The 25,041-nt window shown below is 51.8% G+C and carries 25 protein-coding genes; 13 read left to right on the forward strand and 12 right to left on the reverse strand.

Going from position 1 to position 25,041, the window contains the following annotated elements; genetic code table 11:
• Positions 1-46 precede the first annotated feature (46 nt).
• From FDW97_RS13170 to flhA, 7 genes are read left to right on the forward strand one after another with little or no spacing between them, the layout of a single operon-like run.
• Positions 47-910 (forward strand): FliM/FliN family flagellar motor switch protein, encoded by an 864-nt coding sequence (locus FDW97_RS13170; RefSeq protein WP_038637570.1) that lies wholly within the window; start codon positions 47-49, stop codon positions 908-910.
• Complete coding sequence (locus FDW97_RS13175; RefSeq protein ID WP_003838856.1) at positions 903-1,274, forward strand: FliM/FliN family flagellar motor switch protein; 372 nt, start codon at positions 903-905, stop codon at positions 1,272-1,274. The genes FDW97_RS13170 and FDW97_RS13175 overlap by 8 nt, the downstream gene beginning before the upstream one ends.
• Positions 1,271-2,029, forward strand: a complete 759-nt coding sequence (fliP, locus tag FDW97_RS13180) for a flagellar type III secretion system pore protein FliP (protein ID WP_038637565.1) — start codon at positions 1,271-1,273, stop codon at positions 2,027-2,029. Before FDW97_RS13175 ends, fliP begins: the two co-directional genes overlap by 4 nt.
• Positions 2,030-2,041: 12 nt before the next feature.
• Positions 2,042-2,314 (forward strand): flagellar biosynthetic protein FliQ, encoded by a 273-nt coding sequence (locus FDW97_RS13185; protein WP_038637561.1) that lies wholly within the window; start codon positions 2,042-2,044, stop codon positions 2,312-2,314.
• A 1-nt stretch (position 2,315) separates the two neighbouring features.
• Positions 2,316-3,098, forward strand: a complete 783-nt coding sequence (locus FDW97_RS13190) for a flagellar biosynthetic protein FliR (RefSeq protein WP_038637559.1) — start codon at positions 2,316-2,318, stop codon at positions 3,096-3,098.
• Positions 3,088-4,227 carry a flagellar biosynthesis protein FlhB gene (flhB, locus tag FDW97_RS13195; protein ID WP_069323849.1) on the forward strand — a complete coding sequence of 380 codons (1,140 nt, stop codon included), beginning with the start codon at positions 3,088-3,090 and terminating at the stop codon, positions 4,225-4,227. Before FDW97_RS13190 ends, flhB begins: the two co-directional genes overlap by 11 nt.
• Entirely contained in the window at positions 4,211-6,304 is a 2,094-nt protein-coding gene (gene flhA / locus FDW97_RS13200; RefSeq protein WP_038637552.1) for a flagellar biosynthesis protein FlhA, read from the forward strand. Before flhB ends, flhA begins: the two co-directional genes overlap by 17 nt.
• Positions 6,305-6,340: 36 nt before the next feature.
• Here the strand turns inward: flhA and FDW97_RS13205 are convergent, their stop codons facing one another.
• Positions 6,341-7,102 carry a C40 family peptidase gene (locus FDW97_RS13205; protein ID WP_038637549.1) on the reverse strand — a complete coding sequence of 254 codons (762 nt, stop codon included), beginning with the start codon at positions 7,100-7,102 and terminating at the stop codon, positions 6,341-6,343.
• 349 nt (positions 7,103-7,451) lie between these two features.
• Here FDW97_RS13205 and dpaA point away from each other — a divergent pair, with 349 nt between their 5' ends.
• Entirely contained in the window at positions 7,452-8,192 is a 741-nt protein-coding gene (gene dpaA / locus FDW97_RS13210) for a peptidoglycan meso-diaminopimelic acid protein amidase (protein WP_038637546.1), read from the forward strand.
• Here dpaA and FDW97_RS13215 read toward each other — a convergent pair.
• The gene (locus FDW97_RS13215; RefSeq protein WP_069323846.1) at positions 8,163-8,930 is read right to left on the reverse strand and encodes a class II glutamine amidotransferase; all 768 of its coding nucleotides are present in this window, start codon (positions 8,928-8,930) and stop codon (positions 8,163-8,165) included. The genes dpaA and FDW97_RS13215 overlap by 30 nt on opposite strands.
• Before the next feature lie 111 nt (positions 8,931-9,041).
• Positions 9,042-9,623, reverse strand: a complete 582-nt coding sequence (gene lpcA / locus FDW97_RS13220) for a D-sedoheptulose 7-phosphate isomerase (protein WP_016149592.1) — start codon at positions 9,621-9,623, stop codon at positions 9,042-9,044.
• Positions 9,624-9,862: 239 nt separating this feature from the next.
• On the opposite strand from lpcA, the gene fadE reads away from it, so the two are divergent.
• The 3 genes from fadE (at position 9,863) to FDW97_RS13235 (ending at position 13,776) form a co-directional block, all read left to right on the forward strand.
• Positions 9,863-12,307 (forward strand): acyl-CoA dehydrogenase FadE, encoded by a 2,445-nt coding sequence (fadE, locus tag FDW97_RS13225; RefSeq protein WP_038637538.1) that lies wholly within the window; start codon positions 9,863-9,865, stop codon positions 12,305-12,307.
• 110 nt (positions 12,308-12,417) lie between these two features.
• Positions 12,418-13,185 (forward strand): amidohydrolase, encoded by a 768-nt coding sequence (locus tag FDW97_RS13230; protein ID WP_137351141.1) that lies wholly within the window; start codon positions 12,418-12,420, stop codon positions 13,183-13,185.
• 180 nt (positions 13,186-13,365) lie between these two features.
• Positions 13,366-13,776 (forward strand): Spy/CpxP family protein refolding chaperone, encoded by a 411-nt coding sequence (locus FDW97_RS13235; RefSeq protein ID WP_038637532.1) that lies wholly within the window; start codon positions 13,366-13,368, stop codon positions 13,774-13,776.
• Positions 13,777-13,791: 15 nt separating this feature from the next.
• Here the strand turns inward: FDW97_RS13235 and FDW97_RS13240 are convergent, their stop codons facing one another.
• From FDW97_RS13240 to FDW97_RS13280, 9 genes are all read right to left on the reverse strand, one after another.
• Entirely contained in the window at positions 13,792-14,511 is a 720-nt protein-coding gene (locus FDW97_RS13240; RefSeq protein WP_038637529.1) for an EAL domain-containing protein, read from the reverse strand.
• A 1-nt stretch (position 14,512) separates the two neighbouring features.
• Positions 14,513-16,180 (reverse strand): O-antigen ligase, encoded by a 1,668-nt coding sequence (locus FDW97_RS13245; RefSeq protein ID WP_137351142.1) that lies wholly within the window; start codon positions 16,178-16,180, stop codon positions 14,513-14,515.
• Between the two features lies 1 nt (position 16,181).
• Positions 16,182-16,724 carry a fimbrial protein gene (locus FDW97_RS13250; RefSeq protein WP_137351143.1) on the reverse strand — a complete coding sequence of 181 codons (543 nt, stop codon included), beginning with the start codon at positions 16,722-16,724 and terminating at the stop codon, positions 16,182-16,184.
• 9 nt (positions 16,725-16,733) lie between these two features.
• Positions 16,734-17,798, reverse strand: a complete 1,065-nt coding sequence (locus FDW97_RS13255; RefSeq protein ID WP_137351144.1) for a fimbrial protein — start codon at positions 17,796-17,798, stop codon at positions 16,734-16,736.
• Positions 17,795-18,400 (reverse strand): fimbrial protein, encoded by a 606-nt coding sequence (locus tag FDW97_RS13260; protein ID WP_087856502.1) that lies wholly within the window; start codon positions 18,398-18,400, stop codon positions 17,795-17,797. The genes FDW97_RS13255 and FDW97_RS13260 overlap by 4 nt, the downstream gene beginning before the upstream one ends.
• An 11-nt stretch (positions 18,401-18,411) precedes the next feature.
• The gene (locus tag FDW97_RS13265) at positions 18,412-19,188 is read right to left on the reverse strand and encodes a molecular chaperone (protein WP_087856503.1); all 777 of its coding nucleotides are present in this window, start codon (positions 19,186-19,188) and stop codon (positions 18,412-18,414) included.
• A 26-nt stretch (positions 19,189-19,214) separates the two neighbouring features.
• Positions 19,215-21,686, reverse strand: a complete 2,472-nt coding sequence (locus FDW97_RS13270; RefSeq protein WP_137351145.1) for a fimbria/pilus outer membrane usher protein — start codon at positions 21,684-21,686, stop codon at positions 19,215-19,217.
• Positions 21,687-21,727: 41 nt separating this feature from the next.
• Positions 21,728-22,276, reverse strand: a complete 549-nt coding sequence (locus tag FDW97_RS13275) for a fimbrial protein (RefSeq protein ID WP_087856505.1) — start codon at positions 22,274-22,276, stop codon at positions 21,728-21,730.
• A gap of 69 nt (positions 22,277-22,345) precedes the next feature.
• A complete protein-coding gene (locus FDW97_RS13280; protein WP_038637500.1) occupies positions 22,346-22,894 on the reverse strand; it encodes a fimbrial protein in 549 nt (182 codons plus the stop codon).
• A gap of 749 nt (positions 22,895-23,643) precedes the next feature.
• Between FDW97_RS13280 and FDW97_RS13285 the strand changes: the two genes are divergently transcribed.
• Together FDW97_RS13285 and FDW97_RS13290 are read left to right on the forward strand one after the other, a co-directional pair.
• On the forward strand, positions 23,644-24,327 hold the full coding sequence (locus tag FDW97_RS13285; RefSeq protein WP_226809209.1) for a winged helix-turn-helix domain-containing protein: 684 nt from the start codon (positions 23,644-23,646) through the stop codon (positions 24,325-24,327).
• A 1-nt stretch (position 24,328) separates the two neighbouring features.
• The gene (locus tag FDW97_RS13290; protein WP_042310494.1) at positions 24,329-24,847 is read left to right on the forward strand and encodes a hypothetical protein; all 519 of its coding nucleotides are present in this window, start codon (positions 24,329-24,331) and stop codon (positions 24,845-24,847) included.
• The last annotated feature ends 194 nt before the right edge of the window (positions 24,848-25,041 follow it).

Consider the following 25,041-nt stretch of genomic DNA (forward strand, 5'->3'; position numbering starts at 1 on the left):
GATATCAACTCATCCGCCCCAGAAATTACAGCTGAGAAAGCGCACCATGCTGAAATATAGTCAAACGCCCGGAATCTTTAAACTTGAAGGAAACCGGCTTGGACGTCCATATCATCGTCTGCCGACTATGTTTACGGGAAGTTTTGATACAATTGAATCACATCTTGGAAACTATTTCCTGAAAAAACACCGCACAAATATAACACTAAAAAAAATACAGTGTGAGATGGATGTTATCAATAAAAGTGCGGAGTTATTAGTTTCTCAGGTTGGGCATCTGGCCTTTGATATCGACCGCGCATTATTGTTAATGTTATTAGGTAACTTTTATGGTCTGGCATCATCTCTCGCCGACGAGAAGTCGCAGGATGATTTACCAACCAAAACGGAAATCCGCTTGCGAAGCAGACTGGCGCTGGATATTTGCAATATCATTTTTAATAAAAATATATCTGGTATTCCACTGACGCTCAAACCCGACAGCAGCACCATACAAACCCACTGGGCTTATCAGCTTACATTTGTATTAGGTGATGATGAGAATTGCAGTTTCCGCATCTTACTGGATGATTCGCATACCGATTATATTCTGAATTTGATTCGCCGTAGCGAGCATGGAGAGAAAAAAAAGCAGATTGATAAAGCCAGCGCTGAAACGCGTAAAAAAACGCTGATCAAAGAAATCATTCATACGCTGCCGCTAACCATGAACGTGAAGATTGCAGAAATTCCTCTGAATGTTGCCGATCTGACGACGATTAAACCCGGCGATATTTTACCGATTGCGATGCCTGATACTTTCCCTGTTTATATCGGGAAATCCGAATTATTTAATGCCCTGATCGTAGAGGATAAAGACAAACTGTTTTTGTCCGAATTAACGAGCAAGACGGAGAAATCCTATGAGTAAGCCAGAAGATATTTTAGAGCAAGGCTTCGAGTTAGCCCCCGAAGCAACTACGCCACCCGCGCCGTCTGTCACTGAAAAGCTGGTAGCGCGTTTAGAAGACCGTTTTTCCGAGTCGATGTCATTACTCAAACGTATTCCAGTCACGCTAACGCTGGAAGTCTCCTCCGTGGAGGTGATGCTGGCCGATCTGCTAAACATTGATGACGACACCGTCATCGAGATGGATAAACTCGCCGGTGAACCGCTGGATATTAAGGTCAATAATATCCTGCTAGGTAAGGCTGAAGTGGTTGTGGTCAACGAAAAATATGGCCTGCGCGTCCTTGAATTCAACACGCATGAAATTAACGACCTGGCACCATGAAACGCGCGCCAACACTCACGCTCTTACTGGGTATCTCGTTACTCATCCTTTCTCCCTTTGCCTGCGCGCAAGGGGGAGATATCCCGTTGCTGAATGTGGTTTCACACGGAAATAGCCAGGAATACAGCGTAAAAATCCAGGTCCTAATCCTGATGACCCTGGTGGGCATTCTGCCTACCCTGGTGCTGATGATGACCTGTTTTACCCGTTTTATTATTGTTCTTTCCCTGCTGCGTCAGGCATTAGGGCTGCAGCAAACGCCGCCGAACCGCATACTGATTGGCATTGCCCTGTCGTTAACCATGCTGGTGATGCGCCCAATCTGGATCAACATTTACGATCATGCCGTAGTCCCTTTTGAAAACGATCAAATCACGCTCCCCGACGCCCTGAGTACAGCCGCTTCGCCATTGAAACGTTTTATGTTGGCGCAAACCAATAAAAAAGCGATTGCGCAGATAATGACGATCGCCAACGCGAAAGGGAATGCAGTCGATCAGGATCTTTCTATTATCGTTCCCGCCTATGTGCTAAGCGAACTCAAAACCGCCTTCCAGATAGGTTTTATGATTTACATTCCGTTCCTCGTGATCGATCTGATCGTCGCCAGCGTACTGATGGCGATGGGGATGATGATGCTGTCACCGCTGATCGTTTCGCTGCCCTTTAAGCTGATGCTGTTTGTGCTTATTGATGGCTGGGCGCTGACCGTTGGTACGCTGACCTCCAGCATTCGCGGTCTGGGACTGGGCTAACGGAGAGCTGACATGCTAACCATTGATGTAGCCGCAGACATCGTCGCCAGCGGTATAAAAGTCGTGATCATTTTAGTCTGCGTGTTAGTCGTTCCCAGCCTGCTGGTCGGTATGTTGGTCAGCATTTTTCAGGCTGTGACGCAGATTAACGAACAAACGCTTAGTTTTTTACCCAGGCTGATCGTCACCCTCGCGGTATTAGGTATTTGCGGAAAATGGATGATCGTCCAGTTGAGCGATCTCTGCGTGCATCTGTTCTCTCAGGCTGCCATTCTGGTGCACTGACATGCGCGAAACAGATATTACACAGTTAAGTAATCTGATACTGGGCATGTGGTTTCCCTTCGTGCGCATTATGGCGTTTATTCACTACGCGCCGGTACTGGATAATGCCGCGCTGACCATACGTATACGCATTATTTTGTCCCTGGCGTTGGCCTTTATCATTACGCCGCTTATCCCCCACCCGGTACCCACCAGCCTGCTGTCGATCAACAGCATTATTTTGACCGCAGAGCAGTTTCTGTGGGGAATGCTTTTCGGCCTGATGCTGCAGTTTTTATTTTTAGCGCTACAACTGGCGGGCCAAATCCTCTCTTTTAATATGGGGATGAGCATGGCGGTGATGAACGACCCCAGCAGCGGCGCGTCAACGACGGTGCTGGCGGAAATGATCAACATCTACGCGGTGATACTGTTTTTTGCCATGGACGGGCATCTGCTGCTGGTGAGTATTTTATTTAAAGGCTTTACTTACTGGCCGATTGGCAATGCGTTGCATCCGCAATCTCTGCGCACGATTTCTCTGGCGCTGGGCTGGGTATTCGCCGCCGCCACGCTGCTGGCGCTGCCGACGACCTTTATCATGCTGATTGTTCAGGGCTGCTTTGGTCTGCTAAACCGTATTGCACCACCGCTCAACCTGTACTCATTAGGTTTTCCCATCAACATGCTGGCGGGTCTGTTCTGCTTTGCAACCCTGCTTTACAACCTGCCCGACCACTATTTGCACCTGGCGAATTTCGTCTTACAGCAGCTTGACGCGTTGAAGGGACACTATGGCGGATAGCAGTAGCGAAGAAAAAACAGAAAAACCCTCGGCGCAAAAACTTCGCAAGGCCAGACAAGAGGGACAAATACCGCGTTCAAAAGATATGGGGCTTGCCGCCAGTCTGTTTGCCGCATTTATGGTGATCTCCAGCAGCTTTCCCTGGTACGAAGATTTCGTGCGCGAAAGCTTTACCAGCGTGCATCAGTACGCGCAGAACATTAATGACCCGGACATCATCGGTCAGTTCCTTGAACACCATCTGCTGATTCTGGGGAAATTCATCCTGACGCTGTTACCCATGCCGGTTGCCGCGCTGTTTGCCTCACTGGTTCCGGGAGGCTGGCTATTCCTGCCGAAAAAAATATTGCCGGACTTTAGCAAATTAAGCCCGCTCAAAGGGATTGGTCGCCTGTTTTCCACCGACCATCTGGTGGATACCGGCAAGATGACGCTCAAAGCGATAGTGCTGCTGGTGATGCTATGGATCAGCGTACGCAATAACGTTGCCGCATTTCTCGGCTTACAAGAGCTTCATTTCAAACAGGCCGTCAGCGATGGTCTGGCGCTGTACAGCAGCATCATGCGCAACTTTGTCATCCTGTTTGTTTTCTTTGCGTTGATCGATGTCCCTCTGGCGAAAAAAATGTTCACCAAAGGGCTGAAAATGACGAAACAGGAAGTGAAGGAAGAGTATAAAAATCAGGAAGGTAAACCCGAGGTTAAGGCCAGAATACGTCGCTTGCAACGGCAAATGGCGATGGGGCAAATTCGTAAAGTTGTGCCAAAAGCCGATGTGGTAATCACCAACCCAACCCACTATGCCGTGGCGCTACAATACGACCAGTCACGCGCCGCCGCGCCTTTCGTGGTTGCCAAAGGCACCGATGAAATCGCGCTGTATATCCGGCAGGTAGCGGCAGAAAGCAATATTGAAGTCGTTGAGTTTCCTAAGCTGGCACGCTCCGTTTATTACACCACCCAAGTGAATCAACAGATCCCATTTCAACTGTATCGGGCGATTGCACACGTCCTGACCTATGTACTGCAAATGAAGCACTGGCGTGACGGTTCACAAGCACGTCCTTCGCTGAACAGACATATTTCCATTCCAAAAGAGGTTCTTAAACTGGATGCCGAAAACAACTAAACAATTCCTGGCGCTGCTGCGTAACGGTAACATCGGCATTCCGCTGGTTATACTGTGTATCCTGGCCATGGTGATCCTGCCGTTACCACCGGCCCTGCTGGATATTCTGTTCACCTTTAACATCGTGCTGGCGGTGATGGTGCTGTTGGTGGCCGTTTCTGCAAAACGCCCGCTCGAATTCAGCTTGTTCCCAACCATTCTGCTGATCACCACCCTGATGCGATTGACGCTGAACGTGGCGTCAACGCGCGTGGTATTACTGCACGGTCACATGGGCGCAGGCGCTGCCGGTAAGGTGATTGAGTCCTTCGGTCAGGTGGTGATCGGCGGTAACTTTGTCGTTGGTTTCGTGGTGTTCATCATTCTGATGATCATTAACTTTATCGTGGTGACCAAAGGCGCGGAGCGTATCTCCGAAGTTTCTGCTCGCTTTACGCTTGACGCCATGCCCGGTAAGCAGATGGCGATCGACGCCGATCTGAATGCAGGACTGATTAATCAGGCGCAGGCGCAAGCGCGACGTAAAGACGTGGCGGGCGAAGCGGATTTCTATGGCGCGATGGATGGTGCGTCAAAGTTTGTGCGCGGCGATGCCATCGCCGGGATGATGATCCTGGCTATCAACCTGATCGGCGGCGTCTGTATCGGGATCTTTAAATACGATTTAAGCGCCGAAGCCGCATTCCAGCAATACGTACTGATGACCATCGGTGACGGTCTGGTCGCCCAGATCCCTTCTCTGCTGTTGTCGACAGCGGCAGCGATCATCGTCACCCGCGTAAGCGACAGCGGCGATATTGCCACAGACGTGCGTAGCCAACTACTGGCCAGCCCCTCGGTGCTGTATACCGCCACCAGCATTATGTTTGTGCTGGCAGTGGTGCCGGGGATGCCGCATTTCCCCTTCCTGATTTTCAGCGCCCTGCTGGGATTCACCGCCTGGCGCATGAGCAAGCGCCCCAAGGTTGCAGAGACCGAAGAGAAAAATCTCGAAACGCTGACCAAAACCATCGCAGAAACCACCGAGCAGCAGGTCAGTTGGGAAACCATCCCTTTAATTGAACCTATCAGCCTGAGTCTGGGATACAAGCTGGTGTCGTTGGTCGATAAATCCAAAGGGAATCCGCTCACTCAGCGTATTCGCGGTGTGCGGCAGGTGATCTCAGACAGCAACGGCGTGTTGTTACCGGAAATTCGCATTCGCGAAAACTTCCGCCTCAAACCGACCCAGTACGCGATTTTTATCAATGGGATCAAGGCCGATGAGGCCGACATTCCCGCAGATAAGCTGATGGCGCTGCCCTCCAGTGAAACCTATGGCGAGATCGACGGTGTTTTAGGCCACGATCCGGCCTACGGTATGCCGGTCACCTGGATTGTTCCGGCGCAAAAAGCTAAAGCGTTAAATATGGGGTATCAGGTTATCGATAGCGCCAGCGTTATTGCGACGCATGTGAATAAGATCATTCGCAACTATATTCCAGAGCTGTTTAATTACGATGACATTACGCAGTTGCATAACCGTCTCTCTTCTATGGCGCCGCGTCTGGCGGAAGATTTGAGCGCAGCGCTGAATTACAGCCAACTGTTGAAAGTCTACCGGGCGCTGCTTATCGAAGGCGTGTCATTGCGCGATATCGTCACCATAGCCACCGTACTGGTCGCCAGTAGCGCTGTGACCAAAGATCATATTCTGTTAACGGCGGATGTGCGTCTGGCGCTACGTCGCAGCATTACCCATCCGTTTGTGCGTAAAGATGAGCTGGCGGTATATACGCTGAATAGTGACCTGGAGAATCTGCTGGCGAATGTGGTGAATCAGGCTCAGCAAAGTGGAAAAGTGGTGCTGGATAGCGTGCCGGTCGATCCCAATATGCTGAATCAGTTTCAGACCAATATGCCGCAGATAAAAGAGCAGATGAAAGCGGCGGGGAAAGAGCCAGTGCTATTGGTCGCGCCGCAGTTACGTCCTCTGCTCGCGCGCTATGCGCGCCTGTTTGCCCCGGGCCTACAGGTGTTGTCTTATAACGAAGTTCCGGATGAGCTGGAATTAAAGATCATGGGGGCGTTGAGTTAACGCCTGGCGCGGCGGTGTGATTGCACCGCCTTTTGATTACAGAATCGTATTTTCCGTAAGAATACGACGGGCGCCAAGATAATGATCCTGCCAGAAGTCATCGGATAAATTGCTTACCCGAATGGTTTCTCCCGTCCGCGGTGATTCAATAAATTGCCCCTGCCCCAAATAGACGCCCATATGATCGGCAATATCCCGGCTGTGAATATGAAAGAACACTAAATCACCACGGCGAAGATCGCGGTTAGAGACAATCGTTGCCCGTCGGTAGTGATACATTTCATTCGCCGTACGGGGCAATTTTGCCGCCAGGATTTTGTTGTAGGCATAAAAAATCAGTCCGCTACAGTCAAACCCTTCATCCGGACTGGTACCGCCCCACAAATAAGGTTTGCCTAACTGCTGCTCAAGTCGGTGGATAGCCACTTCGGTGATATTGTGCAGATGATCGCTACTGAGAAAATGGTCATTCTCAGCCAGCTCCTGCCAGCGATGGTCGCTGGCTTTTAGCGGCCCCGGGAACCACTCAGGGTGCTGTTTAATCAGCGTCCGATTCTGCTGGCGCAGCGCGCGTTTACTTTCTGCGTTGCCTTCCACCACGTAGCTTGCCTGTTTTTTTACCTGGGCGTGATACTGCTTCAGCAGCCGGGCGCGGTTACGCATACGCAATTGCGCCGCATAGCTTAACTGGGCGTCAGATAAGTGGGGCTGAACTTTGGCGACAGACGGTAATGACAGCACAACACACAAAGACAGCAGGCCCGGCAAGAAGCAACGGGGCGCAGAGACAAAAAACATGAAAAGAAGAATACCTGGTCAAACACGTTCGCCGCAGTCTAGCGCTATTGCCCGTCATTCCGGGTTAATATTCGATTATTAAATAATTAATTTTTTAAATTCAATACATTAGACATTCTTTATTAATAAGACGAAATGCAGAGCAGTAGCCCGCAAAATAGGCCCGTGTCTGACAGCCTTTAAGCGCAATTTTTCGTATAAAGAAAAACTAAAGTGTAAACGCCGCACGAGAGACTTGCGAAAAACTCTCTTGGTGCTAATGTGAGCGCTCCAGATCCAGATTTATCCGATTTGGGGACTCTTTTTGCCGTCCTGGCGTGTGTAATCGTTTTATCAAGGAATAAGCAGTATGCGTAAAATCGCATTTTTTCTTGCGATGCTTTTATTGCCGTGCGTTTCATTTGCTGGTTTGCTGAGCAGCAGCAGCCCGACCACGCCTGTCAGCAAAGAATATAAGCAGCAGTTAATGGGCTCCCCTGTCTATATCCAGATCTTCAAAGAAGAGCGAACGCTCGATCTGTACGTCAAGATGGGCGAACAGTATCAATTGCTCGACAGTTATAAGATCTGCAATTATTCCGGCGGCTTAGGGCCGAAACAGCGTCAGGGTGATTTCAAAAGCCCGGAAGGTTTTTACAGCGTACAACGCGGACAGCTCAAACCGGATAGCCGCTTCTATAAAGCGATTAACATCGGTTTCCCTAACGCCTACGACCGTGCACACGGTTATGAAGGTAAATACCTGATGATCCACGGCGCCTGCGTTTCCGTCGGCTGCTATGCGATGACCGACAACGGTATTGATGAGATTTTCCAGTTTGTCACCGGCGCTCTGGTGTTCGGGCAATCCAGCGTACAGGTTAGCATTTACCCGTTCCGCATGACCGATGCCAATATGCAGCGCCATAAGTTTTCGTATTACAAAGATTTCTGGGCCCAGTTAAAGCCAGGATACGATTACTTTGAACAAACGCGTAAGCCACCGACCGTTTCCGTCGTCGATGGCCGTTACGTTATCAGCAAGCCGTTGAGTCACGAAGTCGTTCAACCGCAGCTGGCATCAAACTACTCGCTCCCCGAGACAAAATAATGCCCATTCGCCTGGCATAATCTTTTGCCAGGTTTCATTGCCGGTTAACGGCTGAGTGGCAATCACGGTGACCACATCATTGGGTGTGGTCTCTGAGCTAAAATCAATTTCCACATCCTGATCCAGCAGCGTCGCTACGCCAAATGGCGCTCGACGGGTGATCCAAAACAGGTTGGTCGAGCAGAAAGCCATCACATAACGACCGTCAGACAACAGCATGTTGAAGACGCCCTTCTCCCGCAGTTCTCCTGCCAGCGCCGCGATATATTTAAACACCGCTGTCATATTACCTGGCGTGCGTGGATAACGCTCTGTCAGCTTGTGCAGCAGCCAGCAGAAGGCTTTTTCGCTGTCAGTTTCACCGACCGGGCGGAAATTACCGGTCTCCAGCGATTTATAACCGCTGAGCTGTCCGTTATGGGCATACGTCCAGTTACGTCCCCATAGTTCACGGGTAAATGGATGGGTATTTTCCAGCGCCACTTCCCCACGATTCGCCTGACGAATGTGGGCAATCACGGAACAGGATTTGATGGGATAGTCTTGTACCAGTTTGGCGATAGGCGAATTAAAGCTGGGTTGCGGATCTTTAAACGTACGGCAACCCTTACCCTCATAAAACGTAATACCCCAGCCGTCTTTGTGCGGCCCGGTCCCTCCGCCGCGCTGAACCAGCCCGGTGAAGCTAAAGCAGATATCGGTTGGCACATTGGCGCTCATCCCGAGCAGTTCGCACATACATCACCTACCTTAAAACCGTGAACTGCCTGATGGCGCTGCGCTTATCAGGCCTACGTGGAGCTCATGTAGGCCGGATAAGGCTTCAGCCGCCATCCGGCAATCGCCTTCTTATGATTTAACCATCTCTTTTTCGATCAGTTGAATCAGGATATGGATCACTTTGATATGAATTTCCTGAATACGATCAGCGTAGCCAAAGTGCGGCACACGAATTTCGATATCCGCGCTGCCCGCCATCTTGCCGCCATCTTTACCGGTCAGGGTGATGACTTTCATCCCCTTCTCACGCGCTGCGGCAATCGCTTTAATCACGTTACCAGAGTTACCCGAAGTAGAGATGCCTAACAGGACATCGCCCTCGCGTCCCACGGCTTCAACGTAACGGGAGAACACATAATCGTAACCGAAATCGTTGCTGACGCAGGAGATGTGGCTAACGTCAGAGATAGCGATAGCCGGATAACCTGGGCGGTTTTCACGATAGCGCCCGGTCAGCTCTTCGGCGAAGTGCATCGCATCGCAATGGGAACCGCCGTTACCGCAAGAAAGTACCTTACCACCGGCTTTAAAGCTGTCTGCCAACAGGACCGCCGCGCGCTGAATGGCGTGAATATTGGCGTCATCTTTAAGAAAATTAGCCAGCGTTTCCGCCGCTTCGCTCAGTTCGTTACGAATAAGATCCTGGTACATGAGGATATCCTTCAGCATGAATGTAAATGACAGGATGCAGTGTACCGGATAGCGCTACCAGCGAGAAGTACAAGCCACAGGAATGGCCGCGGCTTTTGATTTTTTGTGCCGGTTAAAACACCAACAATGTGAGCTTTGTTGTAATTATTTTGTAAACACATTGCTAAAAGAATTTACATCCACTACAACCATATCATCACAAGTGGTCAGACCTCCTACAAGCAAGGGAGCTTTTCGTTATGATGATTTTGAGTATTATCGCTACGGTTGTTCTGCTCGGCGTATTGTTCTATCACCGCGTGAGCTTATTCCTCAGCAGCTTAATTTTGCTCGCCTGGACGGCTGCGCTTGGCGTGGCTGGTCTGTGGTCAGTCTGGTTGCTGGTTCCTCTGGCCATTATTCTCGTACCGTTTAACTTGACGCCGATGCGCAAATCCATGATCTCTGCGCCGGTGTTCCGCGGTTTCCGTAAAGTCATGCCGCCCATGTCGCGTACAGAGAAAGAGGCGATTGATGCCGGTACAACCTGGTGGGAAGGCGACCTGTTCCAGGGGAAACCAGACTGGAAAAAACTGCATAACTATCCTCAGCCGCACCTGACAGCTGAAGAACAAGCGTTTATTGATGGTCCGGTGGAAGAAGCATGCCGCATGGCGAATGACTTCCAGATCACCCACGAACTCGCGGATCTGCCGCCGGAACTGTGGGCGTATCTGAAAGAACACCGCTTCTTTGCGATGATCATTAAGAAAGAGTACGGCGGGCTGGAATTCTCCGCGTATGCTCAGGCTCGCGTATTGCAGAAACTCTCCGGCGTCTCCGGGATCCTCGCGATCACCGTCGGCGTACCTAACTCATTAGGCCCAGGCGAACTGCTGCAGCATTACGGCACCGAAGAGCAAAAGAATCATTACCTGCCGCGTCTGGCACGCGGTCAGGAGATCCCATGTTTCGCTCTGACCAGCCCGGAAGCAGGCTCCGACGCAGGCGCGATCCCTGATACCGGCGTGGTTTGTATGGGCGACTGGCAGGGCCAGCAGGTGCTGGGGATGCGCCTGACCTGGAACAAACGTTATATCACGCTGGCGCCTATCGCTACCGTACTGGGTCTGGCATTTAAACTCTCCGACCCGGAAAAACTGCTGGGTGGGGAAGAAGATCTCGGTATTACCTGTGCGCTGATCCCAACCTCAACGCCGGGCGTACAGATTGGTCGCCGCCACTTCCCGCTGAACGTGCCGTTCCAGAACGGTCCGACACTGGGTAAAGATGTCTTTGTGCCGATTGATTACATTATCGGTGGCCCAAAAATGGCCGGTCAGGGCTGGCGTATGCTGGTGGAATGTTTGTCTGTGGGGCGCGGTATTACCCTGCCGTCTAACTCCACGGGCGGCGTGAAGTCGGTCGCAATGGCAACCGGCGCGTATGCGCATATTCGTCGCCAGTTCAAAATCTCTATCGGCAAGATGGAAGGTATTGAAGAGCCGTTGGCGCGTATTGCCGGTAACGCCTACGTAATGGATGCTGCGGCGTCGCTGATTACCTACGGCATTATGCTGGGTGAAAAACCGGCGGTACTGTCGGCTATCGTGAAGTATCACTGTACTCACCGTGGACAGCAATCAATCATCGATGCCATGGATATTACTGGCGGTAAAGGCATCATGCTTGGCGAAAGCAACTTCCTCGCCCGTGCTTATCAGGGGGCGCCTATCGCCATTACCGTTGAAGGCGCTAACATTCTGACCCGTAGCATGATGATCTTCGGTCAGGGTGCGATTCGCTGCCATCCGTATGTGCTGGAAGAGATGGCTGCAGCGCAGAATAACGATGTGAATGCGTTCGATAAGTTGCTGTTCAAACATATCGGTCACGTTGGCAGCAATAAAGTACGCAGTTTCTGGCTGGGCCTGACGCGTGGCTTAACCAGCAGCACGCCAACCGCCGATGCGACCAAACGTTACTATCAGCACCTGAACCGTCTGAGCGCCAACCTGGCACTGCTTTCGGATGTGTCCATGGCCGTTCTGGGCGGTAGCCTGAAGCGTCGTGAGCGTATCTCGGCGCGACTAGGGGATGTGTTAAGTCAGCTGTACCTGGCCTCCGCGGTGCTGAAGCGTTATGACGATGAAGGCCGTAATGAAGCCGACCTGCCGTTGGTTCACTGGGGCGTCCAGGATGCGTTGTACAAAGCCGAACAGGCGATGGACGATCTGCTGAAAAACTTCCCGAACCGTTTAGTTGCCGGTTTGCTGAGTGTGGTTATCTTCCCGACCGGTCGCCACTATCATGCACCGTCCGACAAGCTGGATCATAAGGTCGCGAAGATTTTGCAGGTTCCGAGCGCCACCCGTTCTCGCCTTGGTCGCGGTCAATACCTGACGCCAAGCGAGCATAACCCGGTCGGTTTGCTGGAAGAGGCTCTGCTGGACGTGATTGCAGCCGACCCTATCCACCAGCGGATCTGCAAAGAATTGGGTAAAAATCTGCCGTTTACCCGCCTGGACGAACTGGCGCATAACGCGCTGGCCAAAGGGTTGATTGATAAAGACGAAGCCGCGATTCTGGTGAAAGCCGAAGCGAGCCGTCTGCGCAGCATTAACGTGGATGACTTCGAACCCGAGGAGCTGGCGACGCAGCCGGTAAAGCTGCCAGAGAAAGTGCGTAAAGTCGAAGCGGCATAACGACACACGCATAACATTTAGCCCCGCTTAATGCGGGGCTTTTTATTGCCACATTTTCGTTAAAGCTCATGCTACAGTGTCAAAATGTTGTTCAACGAGGAGCCTCGATCGTGCCTGGTTTGAAAATTACTCTGCTGCAACAACCGTTGATTTGGATGGATGGCCCGGCCAACCTGCGCCATTTCGACCGACAACTGGAAACCGTCACCGGACGTGATGTGATTGTGTTGCCCGAGATGTTTACCAGCGGATTTGCGATGGAAGCAGCAAACAAATCGCTGCCGCAGGAAGAGGTCGTAAGCTGGATGCGCGCCAAAGCGCAACAGACGAACGCCCTGATCGCGGGCAGTGCCGCGATTCACTCCGAACGCGGTTCGGTTAACCGCTTTTTTCTGGTCGAGCCTGAAGGTAATGTGCATTTCTATGACAAACGTCATCTGTTCCGCATGGCGGATGAACATCAGCACTACCAGGCGGGAGACGTGCGCGTTATTTTTGCATGGCGCGGCTGGCGCATTCTGCCGTTAATCTGTTATGACCTGCGTTTTCCGGTGTGGTCGCGCAACCGTAACGATTACGACCTCGCTTTGTATGTGGCTAACTGGCCCGCGCCGCGTTCGCTGCACTGGCAGGTTCTGCTCACTGCACGGGCGATTGAGAATCAGGCGTATGTAGCAGGATGTAACCGTGTAGGAACTGACGGTAACGGTCATCATTATCGCGGTGACAGCCGGGTGATAAATCCACAGGGTGAGATTATTGCCACCGCCGAGCCGCATCAGGCCACGCGCATTGACGCTGACCTGTCGCTCTCGGCGCTGCGTGAGTATCGCGAAAAGTTTCCCGCCTGGCAGGACGCCGACCCGTTCGCGCTGTAGATATCGCTTCTCCTCCCGCTGCGCAACATTTTTGCATAGCGGGATTGTTGCACTCCGTAACCAACCGCAAAACAAATTCGCGTGGCGACATGCTTCAGGCAACGTATTCTGCAAGGGATAATCACTCGTAACCGGCGAGTGTCTGACAATGTTAATAATTCCTTTATCAGGATTTCAATAATGAAGAACTTCGTTCGCATGACTTTGCTGGCTGCAACCGTAGCTGGCGCTTCTTTTAGCACGTTTGCAGCAAATGTATCCAACGTTCCCGCCCCAGCTCAGGACCCGGTAGTCCAGCACCTTAAGCTGACCACCGACCAGGTTGCGCAGATCAAAAAACTGCACCAGCAGCTTGAAACCAACGTCAGCCAGATTTCAGTGAAAGATGTTAAAGACGGCGCATTGATTGACGTTATCAAGTCCGGGAAATGGGATGAAACCGCCGTCAAGAAGCAGCTTTCCGCGTTCAGCAATATCGAACAACAAGCGCGTTATTATCGCGTGAAATACTACTTTGACCTGAACAAAGTGCTGACTCCGGAACAGCGCCAGCAGGTACAGAAAGATATCGCACAGACGCTGAGCGAGTAATCCCCAGGGCCTGAATCAGCAATGATTCAGGCTTTTCGGCACAATCTCCTGCTCAAAAAAGAAGCCCTGTACAGCATCTGCGCCGCTCATACGGCAGATGGCGTAATCCTGCGCGCTTTCTACTCCCTCGATCACCACCCGCTCTCCCAGCCCGCGAAATTGATTGACCAGTACCCGCAACTGCCACTCCGATGATCTGAACTGATGAAACATCCCGCTTTCAATTTTAATGGCATCAAAACGGATGCCAGACAGTCGCCAGACAAAAAACAGCTCAGGCGAAACGTCATCCAGCCACACGCGAAACCCATGACGCACCAGGGTTTTTATGGCGATGCATACCGCCTGCTGCTCTGCCTTTTCCAGACGCATCATGGTCGCGGGATCCTGAATTTCAATAACAATCCGCCCCTGATGCGCCTGCCTGGTGAGTCGCGAGATCCATGACAGACAGGTCAGCATCCTGACGGATAAATTCAGCGAATAGCTTCCTGGAAGTACGAGCACCCGCTGCATTTGCCACATAAACAGCTGCTGTTTCGCGCTGACAGAAAGATGCTTGAAAAAAAGATCCAGCGGGAGCGGCGTGCGTACCTGGCTTAACACCTCACGGACATCCAGTGAGGCATCATCAAAAAAATGAATGCGCTGCAAACGGATCCCGGAGATCCGCAGCAGTTCGGCATTACGGGGAAGCTCTGGTACATATTGAGCCTGTTCGCTGAGTCTGTTCATATCATTCCATTTTTTGATTAAAAGGACGTCGTGCATCCTGTAACCAGGAGATACGGCGATCGTTCGGGTAGATCAGGTAAAAGCGCGTCGCCAGACGGTGCGCCTGGTTCAGGTCGCGCTGCTGTAACGCCAGCAAGATTTGCGTGAAGGAGATATTCGGGTCCGGGTGAACACGCACATAGTCAGGCGCCCAGCGGCGAACCAACTCCAGCCAGCGAGCATCCCGGGTACGTTGATACCGCTGCAGGTATCCCATCTGGAGATCAAACCGGTAGCGTGTGGCAAGCAACCAGCCGCCCACCGGGAGCGATTCGGCAAGTTGCCACTGTGTTGACTGCCGTTCCGCCAGCGTCAGTTGCTGTTGCGTCTGTAGCGTGAGAAGCAACAAGGGAGTGGCTATCAGAAACGAGATAAATGCCAGCCCACGAATCAACGACGTCGCCGGGCGCGTCAGACTTGTCCCTTTTAGCGCGCCATCTGCGCAACGAAGCAGCAGGATCAGCAATAACCAGTGTGGCGTTGACTGCCTGACCGGGTATTCCGTCAACATATGGATAACCACCGGCAACGCCGCCACCAGGCAGGCACGACGCCAGCGATTTCCGTGCAGCCAGAGCCATAACCCACCCGCAATAAAACACAGCGCGCCCGCCAGCCCAACCAGACCGCCCTCCACCAGCCACAGCACCAGTTCATTATGTGGATGCGAGATGCTGCTAAGCCCCAATGGCCCCGCTCGTTCGAGAAAAACAGCAGCGAAACTGCCCACGCCCCATCCCATCCACGGACGTTCAGCAAATAATGCCAGTGACGTTTTCAGCACCGTCCAGCGCACATGAGATGTCGTTAAATGATCTACCGTGGCAACGGACAAAAAATGGCGAGCGGCCGCGCCTGCCGCCATACCTAACGCCAGAGGCAACAGAAGTAGCAACAACGTGCGGCGTTGTGCAGGGAACACCGCCAGCAGCAACACTTCGCCGACCGCCAGAGACAAAAAGCCGGTTTGCGACTGGGATTCATGCAGCACAAATCCCATCACCACCAGAGCAATCCCGATAACAATTCGGTATCTGCCGCCCAGGCGTAAAAAGAGCAGCGCTGACAGCAACACGCCGCACGCCGTGAAACTGGCCAGCAGATTGACCTGCTGAAAAATACCGTAGGGCCGCGTGCCACGCCGCCAGGCAAACTCCCAGTAATCAACGCCCGGCCAATGCCAGTACTGATAGACAAACGCCACGCATTCGATGACGCATGCCCCCCATAACAGGGCCAGCAATGCCGTGCGAACGTTTACCGTAAGTGGAATTTGCAATGTCACCAGATAGACAAGCACCCCACCCAATAGCGCCCCCATCACCAGCAACGCCTCGGACCGCCAGACGCCCGGCGTCAGCAGACAAAGCAGCGTCAGGATGAGCGCACCCAACGTAAATCCCATGGCAGGTACAGTGATGCGCCAGCGTCGGCGAGGCAGTAGCATCGTTACGCTTGCAGCCAATACCGCAGCGTAGATCCAACTGGTAATATTAAGCGGCAACGACAGACCGCTGCCGCCGTTATTCAACCAGTAGAGGTGCATGATCCCGCACCAGAAAAACAGACTGACAATCAGCAATAATTTCTGGCCAGGCAGCGGCGCAATACGATTCAGTGCGTTCATCATGCTACTGGTAATTCAACGTCCAGGTCCCGCTGGCGCTGAACGGACCGTATTCAAGGGACTGGTTTTTTATCGCCGACGGCTCTGCCGCGACCCACGCCAAAAAATTCAGCGTCATCGATCCTTCAGTAATCTCTGTAACTGATGTACTTTCATCAAGCCGGATTGCCGTGCCATCGTCTTCGCTCATCCCAATCCCGATCCCCGACGCCCCGCCCTGCTCGCTGCTATCCAGCGCCAGATGATCGGTAAGCTCCGCATCTTCCTTGCCGCTGAAGGTGACCGAGATCCCACGGAAGACCTCCGGGTTGCAGTCGCGTAGCTGGATGCTGAATTTTTCCGGTTTACTGCGCCCCGAGAGATAGAGATCCTGCGTCGCGATTTGCCCGAAATCGACCTCGATTTTGTCGCCGCCGGGCGCCAGGCTGCAGGCCAGCGCTCTGATGGTGCCGTGAAAATACATATCGCCGCCGACCAGTATGGTGTCAGCCTGAACCGTTGCGCCAAACAGCAGCGTACTCACCGCGATTAACGTTCTGAAAGTCATGGTATTACCCTACTGAAACTGCGCGACAACGGTAGCAGAGGCTTCAAACTCACCTTCCTTAACGCTCCCCACGCCCGGCTTTGCCACCGGTGCGGCAGTGAGATTCCAGTCGCCCTGATTCTGGTAAAAACCCTTCACGTTGTAGAACTGATTGGGCACTACGGTGCCGCCGCTCTCGTCTTTAATCAGAATGCCGAGATCGTCGCGTTTCTGTCCGCCACTCAACGTACCGAGAAGATGATCGTTAAACCCAGCCGTACCTGACGCCGTGGTGGTTTGTACACCTAAATTGATGTTCAGCGCGCCCTGATCGAAGCTGCCGCCTTCACAGACCACATGTATCGGGATCGACTTGCTGTAATTGGTGCCGTTGAGCTTTGCAGCGGATCCGGGCAGATCGCCAAACTCAATGCTGATTTTGTCTCCCCGATTGAAGGTGCATTTATCCGGCACGGTAATGAGCCCGGATTTAATGACCACGCGTGAAATCGCCGTGGTTGGCGTAGGTCCCGCACCGCCCATGCGCCCGGCAACCTCCACCAGCGACTGAGAAGTGATATTGATGCCATTGATAATGGGTTTAGTGACAATAAACGTCACTTTCCCTTTTGAACCACTTTCAACGTTCGTGGCGCGCGTGTAGCCCTTACGCTTTTTACAGCTGTTGTTACTGTTGCGATTTGAAACGTTGGTAAAAGGCGCCTGGACGTATTTGTTATAACGTCCGGCAACCCACACCTGAACTTCCACATCCAGATACTCGTTTAACCGAAAACGGTTCGCCCCCTGATTTGAAGGCGGCATGGTGGTCGTGGTGGTGTAATAAATTGGCTCCCGAGAGATATCGGCCTGTTCGCAATAAAAATTCACCACATACCAACTGCCCAGATTCCAGGTAAAAGGCTCCGTTCTGCCGCCTACATGGTTTTTGCTGACATCCAGCGAGCTCAGTTCAATATCGTACTGATGCGGCGACCCGCCCTCCGGCTCACCTTCACCCTGAGTAAATGCCTGCCCGGCCAGCGGACAGCCAGCCAGGGCGACCCACAGCAGCGCTTTGTGCAATACGCTCATAGATACTCCAGCTTAAGTCTGACCAGACCGTTAAATTCGCCAGCGGTCACCTCCGGGCCAAAAGATTCCAGCGCGGCAAGAAAGTGAATCGCGTTATCGCCCGGTTTGAGGATCCACATGCGTTGCGGTTGATTCAGGTGAATCAACTGGTTGCGTTCGGTCAGTAGCCGAATGCCCGCACCACGCACATCGCCGCGAATACGCCCCAGATCGCTGTTTTCCGGCGCACCCTCGGCCATCAGCGTCATCGACACGCCACGTTCCACCGTGCTATGCGCCAGCTCCGGCATTTCGCTGGTCTGTCCGGGAAAATCCCTTAAGGTATGGCCAGAGCCTTTTAAGCAGCCATTCAGGTTCAGCGTCACTAATACCGGATCGCTGCGATCGCCGCTCTGGCGAAAGCGGCTGGCGGAAATATCACCCAGATCGATGGTCTGATCGCGTGAAGCCATATCCAGCACGCACGGCGAAACGAATACCCGACCGTGAAAGCGGACGTTGCCATACTCGCCGGAAACGTTGCTCATATCCTGGCGGCCGCTAGTGGCCTGAACCGGGCAGGCCATACCAGCCATCAGCAGAGCGCAAAGCATCTTTTTCATTTACGAGTCCTTTACCGGGGCTGTTGCTCCATCGGCAATGCTTTACACACATTGCCTGTGCAGCTGAATTTCAATTCAGGGTGACCGCCAAAATCGTTCACATACATCATGCTGAACTGGCTGACGCTGCCGTCGGTAACGCTGAAATCAAGCGAGGATTTTGGTGAAACCATAACCCCGGGGAAGTCAGTCAGCCTGCCGCCGCCCTGCGCTTCCGGCTTACGGCTTAAACCGATTAAGGTGACGAAGTATGGCGTTGGGTTATCCACGGTCCAGCGTAGCCCCTGCTTGTGAAAGACCAGTTGGTTTTGCCACACCGCGCCCGGCGTTTCCGGCACGATGGCGGTCGGCCGGTAGAACAATTTGATGCGCGACTGCATCGCCAGTTGCAGCACGTTCGGCTTATCAGGCTTAGGTGGAATCTCACGCACATTCAGATAGAACAGGCTTTCTCGATCCTGAGGCAGCGTATTAATCCCACTGGTTTTCGTCACGCGGGCAATGCCTTTTTGCCCACCGTTAATTCGCTGCAGCGGCGGTAAGACCATCAGCGGCGAGGTAACTTTTGTTCCGTTGGCATCTTCCACCCACGACTGGGCCAAAAATGGAATGCTCGGGCTGGTATTGGTTAAGTTCGCACTGACAGAGCGCGCATCACCGGTGATGATCATCCGGGTACGGTCGAGCGCAATACCCGCCCAGGAAGCGTTGATCTCTGCAATAAAAAGCAGGCCACAAGCCACGGGTTTGAGCCAACGCTGCACGGAGTAAAAAGCTTGATTTTTCATGACAAAATTCATTCTGGTTATTGAAATTATTCACAAGGCAACAGCACGTTACCTTCCGGGTTGAGTTGTTGTGGCACCTGTAAGTGACACTGCGCTCGACCGCCCCAGGCCACGGAAAGACGCTCGGCTGGATTCACACCGGCAATCCAGGCCATGCCGTTTTCCATCACCATGGCGACGCTGATGCCGTTGGCGTTAAACACTTCGGCGCCAAACGGCGGGACCGAACCATCCTTCAAGCGCAGCAGCGCCATCATTTTTTGCCCCTGCGCCACGGCAAAGCGCTGGTAGCCAATCGCTCCTTCCGTCAGGGTGTTGGTGACAATGGCTTTGGTCGCGGAAATATCCTCGTCCATTGCGTCCACATCGATACGGGTATCAAAGCTGTGATAGCTGACGACGTCCGGTACCACGGCAATACCGAAGCGGTTTGAGTGCGCCTGTTCGCCGTTCAGCGGTACATTCGCCACACCGTCGGTATCCACCATCACTCTGGCGGTATTCATTGACGCCTGGCTGTTGTGCAACGCCGCACCGTGACGCGTCGCGGTAAAACCGCCGCGCATCGTGCCGCCTACGGAGAAATAGCGTGATTGCTGCCAGCTGACGTTAGATTCCAGCTCCGCCATCATGCTGCGGTGCTTGTAATAGCCATCAAATGCCGTGTGCCCTTCACCGGAAACCCCTGCGCGCAAACGCCATGGATTGTTACGGTCGCGGTTATCGGAATACGAAACCATCTGGCTGGTCTGGTTGCCGCTGTTCTGCAATTCATAATCCATGGATCGGCCATCGCTCCAGGGAATCGAAATTGAAAGCGAAAGACTGTCGTCCCGTTTGCCCTGATACTCAGAGCGGTAAGCCGCAAGGTTGGCGCTAATCCCCTGGATGCCCGCCAACGAAAAGCTGTGTCCCATCGACAAGCCGTAACGATCCTGCGAACGACGATCCCAGTAGTTCTGGTGGGTGTAGGTCAGATACAGCGTGGTGGCTAACTGCGGATCGTCGGCAAAAAAGGTTTTGTTACCGGTGATGGTGTACATCTCTTTTTCGTTGCCGGCGCTGTTGTTATTGGCATACTGTTCGTCGAGGAACTGCGAAAAAGTGCGGAAGTTACGCTGTGAAAAGCGGTACCCGGCAAAGGTGATGGCGCTGTTGTATTCATCGAAGGTTTTGGCATAGCTGAGCTTAAAGGACATGCCTTTTTGTTCAGCCTGATGCTTCACCCGACTCACGGATTGCGTCGCATCTGCCGATAACGCTCCCAACCAGCTCAAATCCCGGCCGATCCCCATCGACCACGCGTTATAGCGCTCGCCAGTGAGCAGCGCGCCGCCGTACAGCGACCACGCATTGCTGACCCCCCATGAGAAATCGCCGGTATAAAACGCAGGGCCCTGAATGTCATGGTTGTAAAGCGATGGCTTACCGACCGCGGCGTTGTAGCGAACGTAGCCTGGGCGCGTCAGGTAGGGAATATCGGCGGTATTAACCTGAAAGGTTTGTACGCTGCCATCCTGCTCCTCAACGCGTACATCCAATGTGCCGCGTACCGAGCCGTGCAGATCCTGAATATTAAACGGCCCCGCAGGAACGGTGGTTTGATAGATAACACGTCCCTGCTGACTGACGGTGACCTTCGCGTTACTCCGCGCGATGCCATGAACTTCAGGCGCGTAACCCTGCAAATTCGGTGGCAACATACGCTCATCGCTGGCGAGGTTAACCCCGGTGAAACGTACCGAATCAAAAACCTGAGAATTCAGATAGATTTCGCCAAGCGTCAGTTTTGCCGCCTGCATCGGTAATGGGCGATAAGCATAGATCTGATCCCAGTCGATACGCCCACGATTATCATCGGAAGCGTAATTGGCCTGATACTGCCCGCGAAAGCGCCACGCGCCGAGGTTAAAGCCTGTTTGCCCGTAGCCAGAAAGAGAGCGGTAATGATCGCCCCCCTGCTCGTAATGTGTGGCCTGACCCGAGATGCTGTAGTCAAAAATCAGCCCCGCGACGCCATTATCCCAGCGCTCCGGCGGCGTCCAGTCGGGATCGGTATATTTCATCCATGCTTGCGGCACGGTAATGTCCAGTACGCCTGCGCTATTATTCAACGCTACGCCCGGCAGACGGGAAATGTCATAGCAGGTCGCGCTAATCGGATGAATATAGGTCAGCGCCTCTTCTTTGAGCGCCAGTAATTCGAGTTGTTGCTGCGTCAGACACGCCATGGATTTATGCGGGTTGGCAGGATCGACAATATAGCGGATCGACTGCTGAGGAATTTCCTGGCTGTTAATTCGAACATCCAGCAGATATTTTCCGGGAGTCACAAAGTTGCCTTCGGAAAAACGCTGCAAATCGACATTCTGCCGGTCACTGGCGTCCAGTACGTCAGTATTAAATTCAATGGCCTCATCCGCTTCAGCCCATGCAGAGGCACAAACCAGAGTAATAAATAGCGCCAGGCGTTTTTTATCTGTTTTCAGCGTGATCATTTTCGTTCGCAAACCTTCAGATACCCGAATTGCAGTGCAGCTCAGAGATAATTCACAACAAAATGCGTGACCGCAGTAAATTCGCCGGATGTCATTCTTCCGTCACGGGAGATCAAATAAGCCGTAAAGTTGAGTGTGTTCTTCCCTGGGTTAAGCACATAATCTGGTGATGGTTCGCCCAGACGAATTTGCTGTCCTTTGCTGTCGTATATTTCTATTGCTAAATGTTCAGTTTCCGACTGCACGCTCAGATAATCAGGATTGTCCCTGTCAGGCGCACCAGAAAAGGTAATATTGGCGCGTTGAAACACATTCCCGGAATGTTGAGAATCCCCTAATGAACATCCCAGCAAATGAATACTGAAATCATGCGCGGACACTTTTTCTGGTCTTCCGGAAATATCTCTGGCAGAGAGATCATCGAATTCAACCAGTAGCGACCGGTCGCGCGGATCAACATAACAGGCTGCCTCAATAATATTTCCTCGCATGCGCATTTTGCCGGGCGTACTGTTTAGACGATTGGCGCCAGCCATAACCCATGCAGGCGAGATAAAGACAAAAAGCAGTAAAATTCGCCATCCAGGCATAACCGTATTTCCTTTCAGTTATTCGCAGGAAGGGTTAAGCAGGCGCATTAATGCGCCCGCTGCGGGTAATTACTGATAGTCGATCTGGAAATTAACGGTAGATTCGAAATCACCCGGCGTTACCGCTGCAGAAGCGTTGTTTGCCTGCAGATAAGCAACGAAATCAATGTCGGTTTCGCCGTCAGTGATGTTGACCTGAGAGGCAGCTTTACCCCATTCCACGTCTTGGTTGCCGCTGTCAACCATACCAATACCCGCGCCCTTTGCAGTACCAGAGGTGAATGCGGCCAGGGCGTTGTTGTCGGTATCAATCGTTGCCGGGGTATAGGTCACAGTGGCCGTTTTCGCAACGGTGGTGTCGCAGCCCTGAAGAACGATTTTGGCATGCTTAACGCCAGCGCGTTGGTTGTCTTTTAACTGAGAGGTTGGGATCTCACCAAAATTAACCTGCACCGGGCTGGATTCAGGTGCCAGACCGCATGCGGAATTAACCAGAGAACCGGTGAATTGAATTTTACCGTTAGTCGGCTCGACATTTTTTGCAGCGAAAGCAGAAGAGGCAGTCAAAGTCATTCCCGCCATCAGCGCGCAGGCCACAGCCACGTTTTTCATTTTCATATTACTACTTAACCTTATATCCGTTTTTAGTTATTCCGACGATCTATTTCCGCAGACACTTAACGTCAGGGAAATGCTGATCTGCAGGTGGCGGTAGCGCATATCCCTGCAAACAATCCATCTCAACCCGCCCCTTATTTTGAACATCACTGGCATTCCATACGAAATACCGTCCACAGCTGTTCAGGCTGTTTCGGGGCTTATATTAAGTCGGCAGAAAAATGACACAATGCAAAAATACGGTATTAACCAAACTCAGGGAATCGTGTTGTATCACCGCCTGCATAACGATCGTTTACCTAAAAAACCGCCAAAATTCAGGCGCGTACCAGCGTTAATATCTATTATTTTGCATTTTTATAGAGTTTTTATCTATCAACTATTTTTTTATTTAGTCCGGATACCAGGCAAAATGTATTTATGAAAGTTTTGTAAAAATGAAAGTGGATATCAAAAGCGAGTAATGACAATAAGATAGTGACAGAGAGAAAGGAGAATGAGACATCTTATAAGAAATATTAAAATATTGTTATATAAATATTAATGAAGCGATCTATGGCGCAACCATTTTTTATAAATGAATTATGTTATGCTATTGCTTCCCCCACTCGAATGCGAGATATCCTGCTTTAAAGGAGACATCAGTGATTTCTCATATACCAATAAACAAAATTAAATCCGTAATTATTGGTGATGGCTTAGTTTTCAGACCAAATAAAAATACCCTAAAAGACCTGACATCGGGTGAAATGGCGACATTGAATAATGTGGCAACGCAATTACTGCTCTATTTGTTGCAAAATGGTAAAGAGATTTCCTCGCGCGATGAAATTCTGCTGAATGTTTTCCAGCATAATGGCGCCCGGGCGACGGATGCCAATCTCAACCAGCACATTTCATTTCTGCGCAAAGCAATAACGTCAACGGGTCACCCTGCCGAACTCATCGTCACCATTCCGCGAATGGGATTTCGGATGGGCGACGTCAATATCAATATTCAGCAACTGGAAGAGGCGCAAACTCCAGCGCGAATTGCCCATGTTGCAAAGAAGCTCAACAAAAAGAACCGAAACCGATGGCCAGTCGCGATAACAACGTTAATCACCGGTATCGCAGTGCTGGCGACAGCGTGGTTAACATGGATCCCCAATGAAATCGCCATGACGGACGCAGCTATTCTGCGGACAATCGACTACGAGCAATGCCGGGTACATATATTAGGGAATGCTCTCACCGATACCATAACTGAAAAGAAAGCGCTGGATATATTCAAGTCAGTGGGTATTAACCCAAACTGTTCGCATCCAAAAGATCTCTATCTTAATACGTGGGCGAGCAACCATAACCTGGTTGAGTGGTCGTTTGCCGCTGAATGCGGACTAAACCTCGGCTATTACCATTGCGTCAGCCAGTATCGTCATTATGAGGAATGATATGAAGCAGGAAAGCGATCACTCTCCTTTACTATGGTCAGTGGTAATTGCCATTTTTGGGCTGGCGGCCATTGCTTTTTTCATTATCGCCGGGAATGCGAAGAAACAAGAAATCAGCTTTTCATGCTCATCGGAATTCACGTCGATACTCGATATCCAAAATAGCAAAAAGGAACTCAACGGAATTATGCTGATCACTAGCTACAATTCCGGACACCTTTCATTGTCAGTACAAGGGAAATTCAAAAGTGATGATGGTGAGTTCACGGTTAACCGAAAACTGTTCTTTCGCTACGCCCGTCCGCTCGGCCATACCGCAGGCGTTTTCATGCTCACTCCCGATGGACGTGAAAAATCCCCAGATGATGACGCAACGGATGCTGTCGATTATCTCTTCTTCGACGCTTACGAACGTGCCGACAAGCTGTATATGCTGAAGCACCTGAATGAGGAAACGGTTCTTATTGGCGATAACTTTTCACCCCGCTTCGCCTGCGTGATGAATCACTTCGCGGGTTAATCGCCTCTACGATATGCGTCGGGTTAAGGATGACCTGATGTGTTTCCCGCCCGGCAGCGCGGATGTATCGATACAGTGTAATGAAGGGATTGTTATTTTGGGTGGAACTAAAACGACGAAAGCCTGAATCATTTCTGATTCAGGCTTTCTGAATAGTGGCGGAATGGACGGGACTCGAACCCGCGACCCCCTGC

The organism is Citrobacter sp. wls708 (assembly GCF_005281255.1).
GTDB classification, from domain to species: domain Bacteria; phylum Pseudomonadota; class Gammaproteobacteria; order Enterobacterales; family Enterobacteriaceae; genus Citrobacter; species Citrobacter werkmanii.